This window comes from Paenibacillus sp. FSL H7-0756 (assembly GCF_038006765.1).
GTDB lineage: Bacteria > Bacillota > Bacilli > Paenibacillales > Paenibacillaceae > Paenibacillus_AQ.
Genome location: NZ_JBBOVT010000003.1, coordinates 492,346 through 508,439, shown reverse-complemented (window position 1 = coordinate 508,439; position 16,094 = coordinate 492,346). Strand labels below are relative to the sequence as shown.

Genomic DNA, 16,094 nt, shown 5'->3' with positions numbered 1-16,094 from the left:
CCTCCCGCTGCCCGTTACTCCATCCGTTCGCCTCCTGCCGATCCCGGCAAGGTGAAGAAGAAGGTGGTTCCACTACCCGGCTTGCTCTCAAACCACAGGCTCCCGCCATGAATGCGCACGAATTCACGCGCGAGCGCCAGGCCGAAGCGGGCATCTCCTGCCTCCTCTCCCAGCGGCGCCTTCAGAATCGGCTCCTCCAGGCGCAGCATGTCTGCGGTCGCTTCATCAATACCGATCCCGTCATCGCGGACAGACAAGATCACCTTGTCCTCTTCAAGCAGTGCTTCAACCACAATAGAGCCGCCTATCCCAGTGAATTTGATAGCGTTAGAGAGTAGATTGCGCAGGATCAGATCCAGCATCTCTTTATCCGCCCGGACGGTTAATTCGCTGCCGATGCGCTCCGTCAGGCGAATCTGCTTCATCCCGGCCTTCGTACCCGCCAGCATCAGGGCCTGCCGGACCACCTGCTGCACACTCCAGGCCTGCGGATGGAACGACACCGTCCCCTTCTGGCTGCGGTACCAGTCCAGCAGATTGTCAACAAGCTGGAACGTATTCCGCACCTGCCCTTTAATTTCCCGCACCACCTCCGCATGCTCCCCATCTGCAGCTGTCAGCCCGTCGCCCAGCAGCTCTGTCAGGCTGACCAGCAGTGCTACCGGATCGCGGATATCGTGGGCCACAATGGTGAACAGCTTGTCCTTGAAGGCATTCAGCTCGGACAGCTGCCGGGCATTCTCGCGCAGCCGGACCTCGCTCTCCTTCAGCTCGGTAATGTCGCTGACCAAGAGGATTTTGCCGATAGGGGTGCTGCCTGTATCATGAATGAAGGACAGACTGCAATTATAGTACAGACGCCTGCCAGCCTGGAGCCGCTCGTAGGCAAACCGCTCGTCCTCATCGCTTAAGCCCCTGAGACGTTCAAGCAGCTCCCCGCTGCCGGCAAGCACCTCCGTCATATCCGCCGGGTAGCGCCGCCTGCTCCCAAGCTCGGGAAACATCTTCTCTGCGGCACGGTTGTAGCTGACGATCTGATTCTCATAATCGAACAGAAGGACACCGTCCCGGATCGTCTCGAACACCTGCGCCATAGCCAGCGGAGTCAGGCGGAGCAGGTTGAATCTGAGGATGCCCCAGGCGTAGGCGATGCCCGACACTGCAAATCCGAACGGCGTGAGATCAATTCGGGTTCCGGTCCACAGAAACAGATTGAGCAGCATAGGCGCAACCGCACCCAGAAGCAGCACAGCAATCTGTTTGCGTACAATCGGCAGCGCCCGTACAAACATGGATATGAACAGCGCAATCCCGCCAAGCAGCACCAGATAATTATAAGCAGCATGGATGTTATACCACAGCCCCTTGACGGTGTAATACAAGGAGACCGAAGGGTCCGTATTCAGCAGAAATTCCCGGTAGATTAGATGATGCCAATCATTGGTGAGCTGCAGGATGAAGATGACGGCGGGGATCAGGAACAGCAGGGCGATCAGTCGCTTGCGGAAGCGCGCAGCGGCTCCGGTGAATTGAATTGCTTGCACCAGCCATAAGGTGGAGACAAAGGGAATACCCAGATATTGAATGTGCAGCGCCAGCTTCACCTGGCTTAAGTTCCCGCTAAGCAGCTCAAGACCATAGCCGAAGGCGTAGAAGGCTGCTGTCAGCATAATCAGAATCATCGTTCTGGCAACAGGCAGATGTCTTTTCTGGTACGACAGAAACGAGACAAACAGCATCAGTGCTGCTGCAATAAAAAGCATAATCGACATCCAGTGCCTACTTTCCACGGCTGCGTCTCCCTTAATAACAAATTCTATTAAGTTAGGATAGCACCTTCCGGGTTGGGGTGTCCACGCCTTGATTTTCCATGACAGGTTACCGGCAAAGGCCGGTCCTTATGCGGACCGGCCTTTGCTGCAGCCTCATTTCTTATTTGGATACTTTATAGATAATCTTGGATAACGTCATGACCAGCTTGTAGTAATTACTGAAGTCACTAATATACTTGCCTGCCGCCTTTTCGAACATCTTGAGGACAATCTTGGCCCCGATATAATCGCGGTAGACATCCCATACGGCTCCTGCCGAATCCAGCACATTGGCTCCTGATACAATCAGCACCTTCAGTGCATCTTCCGGTTCAATCCCTTCCGTCACCTTCAGCTGATTGGTGGCATCGGCGATACTGATCCTTCCGTTACGCATGGCGGACACCACTACAATCATGGCGATTTCATTGTTGTCCAGCAGCATGCGCTCCACGCTGCTAAGACTGTCATAGAATTCCCGCTGTTTGACGGTGGATACCTTTTTGAGAATACGATAGGTCTCCTTCAGCACGCCGCCCGTAGCCATCTGAATCGCCGTTCCCAGATCCACGAGTGAGATCAGCCCGGAATCCAGCATTCCCTGGGCGATATCATCCATGGTCCAGCCGCCAATCCCCACCAGCAATCCCAGCAGCCAGACCGGCTGATAATTGATCGCGATCAATGCACCTGCTACTTCACTGACCTGTGTAAATCCGCCGTCATACAATGCTTTGGCTAAGTAATAGTGACTCATACTGCCCTTATACTTATTCAGCAGCTTGGCAATATCAGTTGCGGACAAGCCGAGCTGCTGTCTCAGAACCGCAATGGTATTGTCGGTCTCCACATTCCGGTAGCGGATGTATTCGCTTGGTGTATAGCCATTGCGGATCAGCCATTGCAGCTGCTCGTCCACGGACCAGCTTTTGCCCAGGAAGACCAGAGCCTGCTCTACTGGAAGTCCGAGCTTCCGGAGAATCGCAGCAATGCTATCCCCGCCTTCTCCAACAATCTGAAGGCCGCCAATAATAGCTTCGCCACCGTAGCCCTGCTCACGCATGGCAAGGGCAATCTCCGCGATCGGTGCATCTGGCAATCCTGCTCTTACAATCTTAAGAACCTTGTAAGGGGTCAGACTCCACTTGCGCAAGTATTGAACGATAGCGGCTGGTGTATTTACGCCGAGCTGCACCAGCTGTATTCCCTGCTCCTCTTCCGTGCCTGCATTCTGACGCATTTCGTTGAAATAATTGTAGCGCATCTTCAGAATGCTGGCGTTGTCGTAGCCCAGGTTCCGCAGTGTATCTACCAGGTAGCCGGACGGTGCCAGCTCAAGCAGTCCCCGCAGATCCAGCTCGGCAGCGACATCATTCGCACTTGCTCCCTGGTCTTTCATACGCTTCAGATAGGCATAGAGCGGATCAGCCCCGAACACTTCGGTTACCGCTGCCCGGACTCGCTCCGCAGGCATCACCGCAGTAGTGATTGCATCCAGCACACCCAGAGCGTCCAGATTGAACATCACCTTCAGCGCAAGCACGATATCAGTATCCCTGAATTTCGCCTTCATATAATTCGCCACCGTTCCCGGGCTGCCCATAGAGGTTGCCGGAATCAGCTTCGCGAGATAACCGATATTCGAGCTGCTGTAATACACCGTGGTGACGGCCAGACCAAGCTCCGGCCCCTTGACATGCACGGCCAGCAGGGCGGTTGCTTCATCGGCACCCAAGTGATAAGCATCCTTCAAATACTGGAGGATATCCTGCACCGGTGTACCTTGCTTATAGAGCAGGCTTACAGCAGCCTCTGTACCCTTGATTCCATACAGATCAAGTACTTGCTGAAGCGTTCCAGAGGATGTGCCCACTGCGAAATACATTTCGGCCACTGTCTTCTGTACCGCATCCGCAGTGTATATACCCAGTCCGTTCAGGACGGCCTTCGCCTCTGCCTCTGTCTTGCCATAGCTCTTCTTCAGTAATTCTGCGATATACGCCATCCGGTAGCCGCTTATACTCAAGACCTGCGCCGCTTGCGGGGCGTCTGTAAAGATGCCCTGCGCTCTGAAGAGCTCCATCACAGCGGGATCATACGCAGTGCCATATATAGCACTGATGCTGCTCAGAACCGCAGAGGTATGGAACGAGCCATCGGCAAGCAGCAATGCTGCCGCTGCGGCCGCAGATTGGCCGTTATACTCTTTGAGCATTCTGACAATTTCCTGTAGCGGGTAGCCTGCGGTCCATAGATAGGCAATGGCCGCTGGCTCCCCTGTAATTCCGGCTTCCTGCAGGATCGATTGAGGAGTGGCAGCCGTAGTGCCTTCCTCCGCAGTTGTGCCGTAGACCTGCCGTACAGTCCATTCTATAATGCTGGCGTCTTCCAATTGGAGCGACAGTAAGGCATCATAGGTAGCCTGTAGCGTATTACCGTAGTAGTTCTTGGATACTTCGCTCACATCCTGCAGTGTGTAGCCCAGCGAACGAAGATATGGCGCTGCATCCTGGATGGAAGCAATACCGCTGCGGTTCAGCAGCTCCTCTACACTCTCATTCACCGGCTTGCCATAGAATTCCGCCACAGCAGCCAGAAGGTCTGCAGCCGGATATTTCCCGGATTGCAGCAGGCTGTAAGTTGTCTCTCCGGCGCTGAGCTTGTAGTGCGTCTTGCCTGCAAGCACCAGGTCGGCTAGTGTAAATCCGGCGCTTATCAGCTCCGGCACAGCATCAGCGAACACGGTGATCCCCAGCGCATTCAGCGTATCGAGCCGGGTCTGCGTCAGATTCTGTCCGTATACATAGGACACCGCACTCTGGATGTCCTCATCACTATAAGTGCCCTCGACAGTCAGAGCGGCGGCAGTCTCACCGGCCGTTAACCGGTAATACTCCTTGCCCACCCGGACGATCCCGTTCAGATCGAACTTCATGTTACGCAGGAAGGTTACGGCAGATTCCAGGGTGACCAGCCCGCTGGCTGCCAGTGAATCCACGATACTCTCACGCTGCGAGGTCCGGTAGATATCCGTCACTCCCGCAAGGATATCCTCCTGGCGGTATAACCGGGAATCTGTGAGCAGCTGCAAGGCGGTTCCCGCAGATAATCCGTATTCTGTCTTGGCCAGCCTGATGCTGTTCGCCAGACTGAACCGGGCCTGGAACACAAAGGCAATGGCTCCCTCGAAGGAGGGGTCTCCCTGACGGACAAGCAGTGCATGGATCACCTGCTCTACGGACAGTCCATAGACAGAGGCAAGGGTCGTTACCAGTACATTTTTATCTGCCAGAATATTCTTCTGCACGAAGAGCAGTGCGGTCTGACCTGCGTCCTGGTGGAAGGCGTCTTTGGCAGAGACCGCAATTTCTTTGGGAGCAAATCCCGCATTCCACAGATATTCAACCGCTGCGCCTACTTCAGTAATTCCCTGCTCCTGCAGCGCTTCTGCTACCGTACTTCCGAGCGTCTGTCCGTATACGGAAGCAAGCCCGGAGAGAATAAGACTCTGATCATTCGGATAAGCGGCGGTAAGCAGCTTGGCTGCTTCTCCGGCCGTAAGCCCGTAATAATCCTTAAGTGCGCGGGCAATATCAGGCAGCTTATAGCCGCCCTTCTGCAGAAATTCCAGTCCGTCTCCCGGTGATTCGGGCTTGGCCGCACTCAGCAGCTGCGCAATGGTAATCTGCTGCTGGCTATACAGCGACTGCAGCAGCGCAAGCGTTGCCTTCAGGTTGCCCCGCACTCCGGCATGGATCAGCAGCCCCCGCATCACCTCATCCTGGCTGAATCCGCCCTGAATCAGGGCCGGGCCTACCTTGTCCGACTGCCAGTAGGCAGGATATCGCGCGGCGAGCGTATTAATCACGGAGGCAGCCGTAGCCCCTTGTGCCCGCAGCGTCTGAATCCACAACGCGATTGGATCGCTGCCGTAGGCCCAGGCCGCTGCCCGGCCGATATCCTCCTGATCCTCGTCAGTCTGCTGGAGCAGCTGTGCCACCGCAGCAGCGCTGTCCAGCCCATAGGCTTCGCGCAGGACCAGCGCCCGGTCCTTCAGCGGATAAGGAGCCAGCCGGTCAATGACCTGGCTCATGGTAAGACCTTTTGTAACCAAATAGGCAGTCACATCACTTGCTGCAATTCCGTATGTGCTGAAGACAGACACCCATTCGCTCCACCCTTGGCGGTCGAATTCCGCAGCGACCTCTTCGAAGGAATATCCCGCATTTTTCAGCGCTGAGATCAGGTAAGGCATTCCCTTCGCTCTGACACCCCCTGTAGGGTAGAGATTAATCGTTCCTTCCACAATCATGTTCAAGTTATAGCTGCTGGATAAGCTCATGGCCACCGTAATCTCCGGGAGGGTTGCACCAGCGAAAAGATACTGGGTATCCTTCACCACCGTACGTACATCACAAGCGCAGCCGAACCGGGACAAGGCCTCTGTGCGCTCCAGCTCCACCCAATCCTGAATTGTCAGGCCCCTCTGCCGGATAAGCGGCTTGGCAATTTCATATTTATCCCACAGCGTGGAGTTGCTCATAACGGCCGCTAGTGCGGTAGCATCCGCCTTCCCATCTACATCCTGGGCGAACACGGTACGCAGCGCCGTCAGGACCTGGTCTGCTTCGTAACGGTTTTTGTAATCATGATAGAACAGATCCATGGCTCCGCTCAGCGTCAGCGGTGTTCCCGCTTGAATATAGGCATCATGCATCGTCTGCAGCGATTGTACCGGCGTCTTGCCCGCCAGCCTGAATTGTCTGAACAATTCATAAGGATGGCTGCCCTGCTTCAGATAATAATCTGCTATGAGAACCGGATCATATCCCCCGTCCAACAGGTATTTCAGGATATGCTCCCGCTGGGTCTGGGTAAGCCCTGGAGAGAGCGCCGCAATGCTTGCCGGAAGCTCTGCACGGAACTGCTCCCGCAGCAGCGCGGCCCGTGCTGAAGGCTCATATCCGCCAGCAGCGAACTGGGCAAGGATATCGCTTAACGGGGTACCCGCCGATACCCATAAATCATTCACAATGAGGGCAATTTCCTGCACCTCATAATGCTTGGCCGTTAAGGCGCTAATGATAACAGCGGCTCCGTCACCGGCTGCTTTCACCGCTTCAGCCGCATCCCGGGCAGACACCTTGGCATTAAGCAGCTCTGCCGCCGCATCCTGCTGCGAATACTCCCTCCGCAGCAGAGCATACGTGTAGGCTGCCGGGAAGCCGGCGTCCATGAAGGCCTGCCGCATTTCAGCCGCACTGGCGTAGCTGTACTGCTCTGCAATCGCCTTGCTCACCTCCGCCGCCGGATATCCGGCTTGGGACAGCCAGGTTGCGTTTGTAACCGCACCCTCCTGGTACAGCTCCTTAATGACTGCTGCTGATTTTGTTGCCGGCTGCTTGCCTTCGGCCATGGCGGACACCGTCTGTGCCGGATTCAGACCATATGCATTCTGGACAGCTCCGGCAATCCCGTTGCTGTCATAACCCGTACGCCCGAGTAACTCCACGGTATTTCCGCTTGTTTCATTCCAGTTCTCCCTCAGGACCTTCGCCGCTTCTGTCACCGGTACATTGTAGCGCTTCAGATATCCCAAGATGTCTTTGCTGAGCAGACCGAATCGCTGGAGGGCCGGGCCAATCTCACTGGCCGAATAGCCTGCCGAGAGGAGCTCTCCTATAATCAATCCATCATACGCAGCCGTAGCTGGCTTAAGCGAATTATAAGCATCAAAGAGCGCTGACGCATCCGCGTTCATTGCATACAGGATAGGAGTGATTTCTGAACGGATCATCCCGTATTCGACCAGCACCGCACGGTACAGATTCGCTGCCTTGAAGCCGCCGTCCCGCAGAAGCTCCGCCGTCTCCAGCGCCGTCTTGCCATATTGCTTGTGAAGGATTTGAGCCGGGTAGGCTGCATCGTTCTTATAGGCATAGCTGGAGACGAACCCGGCCAGGGTCGCCGCATTGGCCACCGGCAATTCGTCAAAGACAGCCAGGAACGTCTGATTGACCGCCTTCACCCGGTTCACACCGGTGTAAGCTACCGATACCGTAGAGGCTGAGCCAATTACCCGGCCGCTGCTATTCCAGCTCAGGAGAATCTGCGCCGGATCTGCGCCGAGTGCCGCAGTTACAGAGCTCTGCCATTGTCCGTCGATCTTAACGGAGAAGGACCCGCTTGCTGTTACGCTGGCCAGCGGCTTGTCGAACGTCAGGATCACCTGGGTTCCGCTCTCTGAAGAGGTCGCGTCCATCAGTTGCGGCGGCGCGCTTATATTATTCACCGTCAGCTCCGCCCCGAGCTCATACCCCGCTGCGCTCAGCCGCAGCTTGAATTCCTTATTGTAGGCCAGGTTCGCTGCCACCTTGTACGTCTGGCCGAAGTCCGTGGTGGACACCGCGCCCAGTGTGACCGGGTTGTTGCCGGCGTCCTGCAAGCTGAACTGTACATCTGGAACCGGCGCACTGAAGCTTACAGTGAAGCCATTCTCATTCACTCCGGTGAGGCTTGAGGCAACACGGTAAGCCACGTACACTTTAGCCGCTGCGCCAAAATCATACCCCGCTTTCTTCAGAGTCAGCATATACGTACTGCCTTCACCAAGCTGAGCTTGAATGATGAAGGTACCGACGTCAGTTCCCGCTGCGATCCCCGTCACCTTGATCTTATCGCCTGCAGCCGTAAGAAGCTCCACATCCTCAGGCAGCAACGTGATAGACTTGCGGGCCAGCAGCACACTTATTCCGCCGGTATCCGCACGGGTGACCTGGCTCGTAACCGCAACCGGCAGCACCACTTCCAGCGGCCCTTCTACCGGGTGGATTGAATCCTGCACCGTAAGTGTGTACGTTTGTCCGGCACTTATAGGCACCCGCACCTGATATACTTTGCCCGCATCTGCTGTACCGGGATTAGCATCATAGAATGAGCTTGCGGTAAGGGTTATAGCCTGCCCGTCCGGTCCGCTAAGGCGAACGGAAGACAGCTTCAGATCAGGCACGGCCTTGCTCAGATTCAGACTGAAGCCTGAGGTACTAATGTTACCCGCAGTCAGCTGCAGCATCGGAAGAACATCCACATGAACCGGCGGGCCAAAATCATACCCCTTAGCGGTCAAGGCCAGACGGTATCCCGCCCCTTCTATTAGCTTCGCTGCCGCTTGGTACGTCAGCCCGCCGTCCGCCGTCACCAGGGAATCAAGCGCAACAGCCTCACCGCTGCTGTCCTTCAGCAGAATGTGATTGACCTTCAAATCTGGAACTGCGGATTGCAGGCGCAGAGTGAACCCGTTCTTGGACAGCATCTCAATAGACTTGGCGACAGGCTGCAGCACCGTGAACGGCAGCACCATTCCGAAATCATACCCGTCAGCCGCAATACTCAGGCTGTAATCCGTTCCAAATTGCAGCGCCGCCCGCACAGCGTAGGTTGCACCGCCATCTGCCGTGGTTGCCGCAGATGCGACGCTCTGATTACCCTCCGCATCCTTCAAGATGAAGCTGGCTGCGTGAAGTCCCGGAATAGCCGGGTCCAGCTTCACCGTCAGCCCGTCATTTTGTATGGAGTCATAGCTCAGTGCGATGGGAACCGGTACCTTCACCGCAAGCGGGGCTTCGAAATCGTAGCCTGCCGCAGTCACAGTCAGCGTATAGACCGCTCCAGCTGTAAGATTAGCAGATAACGAATACGCGGCTCCTGCATTCAGCTCTTTGACAGCTGTAACCGGAATGGCCTGCCCGGCAGCATCCACCAGCTTGAAGCTGCCTGCCTTAAGCCCGCCAACAGCCGGGTTCAGGAGAACCGTTCCCCCTTGCCCGTTAACCGGCCCTGTCTCACTTGTAATCACACTTGGCAGCGTAGCAGACAAGACCTCCCCGAAGTCATGGCCCGTCTGTTGCAGCGCAATCGTATAGGTCTGGCCTCCGGCAAAGGCTGCCTTCAGGCGGTAGGTCAAGCCATGATCGTCCGTCACCGCAGAGGACACAGGCAAAGCTTGCCCTGCGCTGTCCTTCACCGTGAAATCTGCGGCGCTCATTCCGAAGACACCGGGATTCAGTCCGATCTCCACATAGTCAGAGCCTGTTCTCAGCACAGCCGCGCTTATCATCGCCGGAACCTCAATGAAGAGCGGAGCACCGAAGTCATACCCATGTTTGGCCATGCGCAGCGAGTAACGCTCGGTTCCCCAGAAGCTCGCTTCCACCTTATAGGTGAAGCCTCCGTCCGCTGTCGATATTTTCATAGGATGGTATACTGTAGCACTATCTCCTTGCATGATGTTGAAATCGCCCGGCAGCAGACTTGGCATCGCTTGATCGAAACGGACGGTGAACGCCTGATTGTTCCCGCTCTCCATCCCCTCGAACGCAGCCGCAACAGCCTGAATGGACAACGGCAGCTCCGTGCCCAGATCATATCCCGCCACATGCAGGCCCAGCTTATACTGCACGCCTGCTTTCAGATAGACACTAACCTCATAAGACCGTCCTGCATCCCGGGTAAGGATCGAACGGAGGTTAACCGTTTCGCCCTGCTCATCCGTCAGGCTGAGATTCCCGGGGTCCAGACTGAGCGGGGAAGACAGATTCAGCTTGAAGCCGGTCAGCGACAGCTGATCCACCGTGACCGCAGCCGCATTCAGGGTGAACGGGTCAATGCTGTCAAACACATACGGCGCCTTCGCAGCAATCTTCACCGTGTACGTCTTGCCGCCGGATAGCGGAACAAGCACGTTATAGCTGCCTGGAGCAGTGGAAGCCTGAAGGGATTGTACCGCAGCGATATTTCCCCCTTTATCAGTGACGGTAATGTCCGCAGCACTCAGACCGGGCACCTCCGAGCTCAGAACAAGCTTGAAGCCGCTCCGCGACTGGCTGTGAATAATTGCATATACCCCAATCTGGAAGCCCACGGTAAGCGGTGCTCCGAACAGATAGCCGGGATACTTCGCTTGCAGGGTATAGGTCTCAAAAGCGTCGAATTTCCCTTCAATATTGTACATCGCGCTAGCCGGACCTTGAGAGGTCACCGTAATTGCAGTCTTGCGCCCTTTGCTGTCATACAGGGTGAAGTGCTCCTGTGTCATATCTGCCAGATTCGGCGCAACCGACACCACAATCTTGTTCAGTACAGTGCCCACCAGCCGGAGAGCAGCCGACGCCGAGATATCGAAGGAGAGCGGAGAAGCCAGCCGGAATTCCTCTCTCGCCAGATCCAGCGTATACCCCTTGCCCGCTGCCGCCGCATTCAGCGTTACCTGGTAGCTTAGCCCCTGATCCGTTGCCTTGAGCGAATAGTCGGTGACAGAGAGCAGATTGCCGCTTGGATCGCGGAGAATCAATTGCTGCGCAGTCAATCCGGCGACCTTCGTGCTGAATTGAAGCTTGAACCCCAGCACCGTCACATTGCTGACCGCAGCCGTAATGATTGTAGATATCGGAAAAGCAACCGGTTCATTCACCTGATAAGCTACATCAGGCTTGTACTGCACCGTATACGTCTGTCCGCCTGCAAAGGCACCGGCCAGAGTGTAATGAGCGCCCGCATCCGTGGTCGCCGCTGAAGTCAGTGCAATGCTGTCACCGGAGGCATTCCGGATCACAAAATGCCGCTGGGCCAGCCCCGGAACCGGCGCATCCAGCTGTACCTTCACGCTTGCTGCCGTCGCCTCCGTAACTGTCAGCGCTGGCGGCAGCCGGAAGGAGACCGGATTCATTGAGAATTCATCCTTGTCCAGCTTGATCGAGTAGGCCATACCCGGCTTCAGCTGATTGCCCGGCACTCGAAGCTGGTAGCTCGCCCCGCCGTCTGCCGACTCGAACAGATTCGGATAATAGAGCGTGCCCGCTTCATCCGTTAACGACAGTCCCAGATAATTCTCAATCTCAGGGAACGCGGGAGTGAACTTCAAGGTGAACCGCCCGTCCTTCGTTACATCCGCTATGCTGGCGGCAATCCACTTATTCACATGGAACGTAACCGGCGAGTCGAAGAGGATGAACCCTTTCTTCAGCACGATCGTGTAGTCCGCATTCTCCGCAAGCGTTACCCGCACACGATAGGTCCCGCCATTGTCACTCGTGCTTAATGTAATTCCGCTTAGCTTATTATTCTGCGCATCCGTGATCGTGAGGTCACCAGGAAGCAGGCCCATCACCGGATTGGCAAAAGAAAGCTCGAAGCCTGTACTCGTGATCTTCGATACACTTGTTGTTCCTGCGTCTGTCGTAGCCGCAACCTTGAAATCCACACCCGCTTCAGGCAAATGCCCGGCCAGCTTCAGATTGTAGCTGCCTCCCGCCAGATGGGCCGACAGCCGGTAGCTTGCGCCCTGGTCCGCCGTTGACGCCGAGGATATCACTACCGGATCACCTGTATCGTTGTTGAGCAATACGAAATTCCCGGCATCCAGCCCATCCACGGCATAATCAAGCTTCGCAAGCAGCCCATTGTTCTCAATCTCTCCGACAGAGACTGTAGCGGTTAGCGGAACCAAGAAAGAGACAACGTTCGGGTCCACCTCCGCATCCAGCGCGAGACTATAGTAGCCCGGAGTCAAGGCGGCTGAGAACTGATAGCTTCCGCCTTCAGGATCATTCATGACCGCCTTCTTGATGGGAACCTCCTGACCTCCAAAAGCCTTGGTTAGCTTAAAGCCGTATTGCGTATTAATCTTCATTGCAGGTGCCATCACCAGCGTGAAGCCGCTGTAAGTCGGATCTACCACCGTGTTCTGGGCATACACATAAATTTTCTTCGGCGCGCCGAAGTCATACCCGTCCGCATGGGCAGATACGTAATAACTCTGACCGCCCTCTCCGTCAAAAGTCACTACATAAATCCGCTGCTGGTTATCCCACGTCACACCTGTAATCGCAACCTCACGGCCTGCCAGATCCGTGGCGCTGAAATGTTCAGCCGTCAAATCCGGCACGCGCGGATTCAGTCCGGCCATGAATTGGGTCGGCTTCCGCCCTGCGCCCCACACATTCAGAGTCGCGTTCACCAGTGTGGCCGGCTTCCCGAAGCTGTAGCCCGGAGCCGTAAGGCCAAGTACAAACGGGCCTCCGGCATTAATCTGCGTGGTAAGCAGCTTGTAGGTACGGCCCCCGTCGCTGGAACCCGCAGAGTCTAGTGCAACCGCCCCGCCGCTGCTATTCTTAAGCTCAAAGGCTGAGACTGTTAACCCAGGTACCGCCCGCCCGAAGTGAACCGTAAGGCCGCTATAAGCACCAGGGTACCCGTCGAAGGTCGTATACTTACTGATCTCCACTGTCTCAGGAACAACTACGGTCCCTTGTATGAAGCGTCCGTCATAGAGATTCACGCGGTAAGCATAACTTCCTGCCGCGGGCAGATCGGCAGTGATCACTGCCGATGTTCTGTCCGGGCTAAGCTGGACTTCATCCACTTCTACGGCCCCGCCGCCCGGAGCCTGCAGAGTCATATCGCCTGCCGGGAAGTCTGGTACGCCTTGCGCAAACCGCAGCTCAAATCCGCTATGCGTCACCCAGCCTGCCGAAGAGGGAACTTCATCTGCCTGGACCGCCAGAGCCGCCGGTTCGGTGAACTCATACCCGTCCATATCAAGCGAAAGGGTATACGAATCCTTCGGGGCCAGACTGGCCCACACTTCATATTGCTTGCCGGGAATCACTGTACTGAGCATGTCGATACTGACATGCCCGCCCGCCGCGTTCTCCAGCACCAGGCTCAGCGAATCTACATCCGGCACTGTCTTATCCATGGACAGGATGAAGCCGTAGGTCCGCACCGTGCCGACCGAAGGTTCAACCTTCACCTTGCCTACGGATGGTACAGTCATTTCAAGCGCTGTCCCGAAGCTATAGCCGCTCCGTTCCATACTAAGCGTGTAGCTGCTGCCCGGGACAAGCCCTGCCGTAATCGTGTATACACCGCCATCCTCTGTGGAAGCCGCTCCGTCCACCGGAACACCGCTGCCATCCCCCGCCGTCAAGGCGAAATGGGCAGCGGTCAATCCGGCAACTGGCGGATTCAAGGATACCTGGAAGCCCGTCTCCGTAATGCCGTAGACCTCAGTAGATACTGAGATCACTACCGGGTCGGTGACCGGAACGAATACAGACACCCCCCCGCCGAAGCGGTAGCCCGCCTTCGTCACGGTTAGCAGGTACGTAGCCCCTTCCTGCAAGCCGGCTGCCAGCCGGTAAGAGGTTCCGCCATTAAGAGCGGCAGCCTCTTGAATAGCTACAGCTTCGCCCGTCCCGCTGCGCTTCAGGGTGAAGCCGGTCAGCGGCATATCCGCGACCGGCTGATCAAATTGGACCTCCAGACCTGCTGCGGTGATATTCTGCACCGCCGTAGCCACCTGAATATCCTCTGGTGCGATCACCGGAACAACGAAGGTGACCGGGTCGCCGAAGACATACCCTGCCTTAGAGAGAGTCACAGAGTAGGTCTCTCCCTCCTTCAAGTCTGCGGCAACCCGGTAAGTGCTTCCTCCGTTCAGTGAGCCGATGAAGGATATCCCGACAGCCTGTCCCGCGGCATCCTTCAGTGAGAGCTCTGCTGCTGTCAGATTCGCAACAGGCTTGCTGAAGCTAAGCATGAAGCCTCCCGGGGTGCCAAGTGAAGCAGTGACTGCTACCTCAAGCGGCTGCCCTGCAGGCGGCAGGGTAGGCTGAGGCGTTGGGGACGGAGTCGCTGTTGGGGATGGCGGGGGCGTCGGATTGCTTCCGCCACCGCCACCACTTCCTCCGCCAGTTCCTCCCGCTCCACCTGCACCGGCAGGAGCCGTGCTTGCAGCCGGAGCAGTAACCGTGTACTCCCCGCGTGTCGTAGTCTCCACGCTGCCTGGGGAACGTTCAAACACTACTTTCGGAGCATCTACCAGCGCCTTCACGATTTCCCCAGTGCCCGATACACTGGCTGTGCCATGCAGCTCCAGATCACTCACCTTCACGCCTTCGTTCAGCGTAATGGCCGAACTACTAACTCCCCCGGCAACGCTTAAGCGGCCTATGGTCCCCGAGGTGACCACAACCTTGACGTTGCTCTTAATCTCCACCGAGCTGAAATTCCCGCTCAGGGTGACTTCACCCGACCCTGAAATGACCACTCCCTCAATCCCGCCGGAAGCTGTCCCGCTCTGCTCTGACTCAAGCTTAGTCTCAGACTGGACATTCAACTGCCTGATGATCGTTGTCCCGCCGACCACAACCCGTACCAGACCCTCCGCGCGATCTACGGTTACAACTCCGAGCCGGGACTGATTGATATGTACACTATGGGCACCGCCGCCTTGAATATCCGTGCTGCCCTGTACCGTCACCTGTTCAAGGTAGATCTCTCCGTCTCCAACCTTGGAGCCGATGAGCAGATTTCCTTGAACCTGTATATTGCGCAGCTTTATGCCCGGCGCATTCAGGGTAAGATCACCGGCAACGGTGAACGAGCCTGTAGCAGGGCCATAAGTGCCACCGGTTTCCAAGGTCTTCGCCGGAGGAATGATCCCTCCCTCTGCATGACTGCCGGACTGCTGCTTCAGACGATCCAGCAGCACAACGGCTTCGGCTCGTGTAAGCTGCCGCGCAGCTGCAATCGTTCCGTCCGGGAAACCCTTCATGTAACCGGCACTTAGCACAGCACCCAGTGCATCACGGCCATAGCCCGGAATACTGCCCGCATCCTTGAACACCTTCAGCGGATCTTCGCCGTCCTTCATCAGCACAGGCGTAAGCTTGGCGAGCATCACAGCCGCCTCCACCCGTGACAACGGCTTGTCCGGCTGGAAGGTCCCGTCAGGAAATCCCGTCACATATCCGGCCTGGACCGCTGCCTGCACCTGTGAGACGAACCAGGCCGCAGAGGGAACATCCTTGAAGCTGATCTTTCCCGTTCCCTGGTAAGCAAACAAACGGTTCACTAACGCCACAAACTCTATGCGGGAGATAGCCTGATCAGGCCGGAAACTTCCATCCTGGAAGCCTTTGATATACCCGTCCCCTATCCATTCGCTCATTTGCGGCTCTGCCCAATGACCGCTGATATCGCCCGCAGCAGAGGCGGTCCCGTTCACAGCCGCAGCCTCTGCCTGGCCAGTCTGCCAAAGTCCGGGATTCCACAGCCCCGCAATTAGACTGACAATCAACAGCCAATGGAGCAAGAGCCTGATTCTCTGTTTTGCCTGGTGGTTCTTCACGCCAATTCCCCCTTCATCACAGCACCCATGTTTTCGACAATCTATGAGATTTTTCTCATAGACAAAATCATATCTTGTATATTTGAGTCTAA

Annotated in this window: 2 protein-coding genes; both read right to left on the bottom strand. The window is 56.3% G+C overall.

Going from position 1 to position 16,094, the window contains the following annotated elements:
* Positions 1 to 14: 14 nt before the first annotated feature.
* On the bottom strand, positions 15 to 1,772 hold the full coding sequence (locus NST04_RS27965) for a sensor histidine kinase (protein ID WP_341187176.1): 1,758 nt from the start codon (positions 1,770 to 1,772) through the stop codon (positions 15 to 17).
* Between the two features lie 160 nt (positions 1,773 to 1,932).
* On the bottom strand, positions 1,933 to 16,002 hold the full coding sequence (locus NST04_RS27960; RefSeq protein ID WP_341187175.1) for an S-layer homology domain-containing protein: 14,070 nt from the start codon (positions 16,000 to 16,002) through the stop codon (positions 1,933 to 1,935).
* Positions 16,003 to 16,094 lie beyond the last annotated feature (92 nt).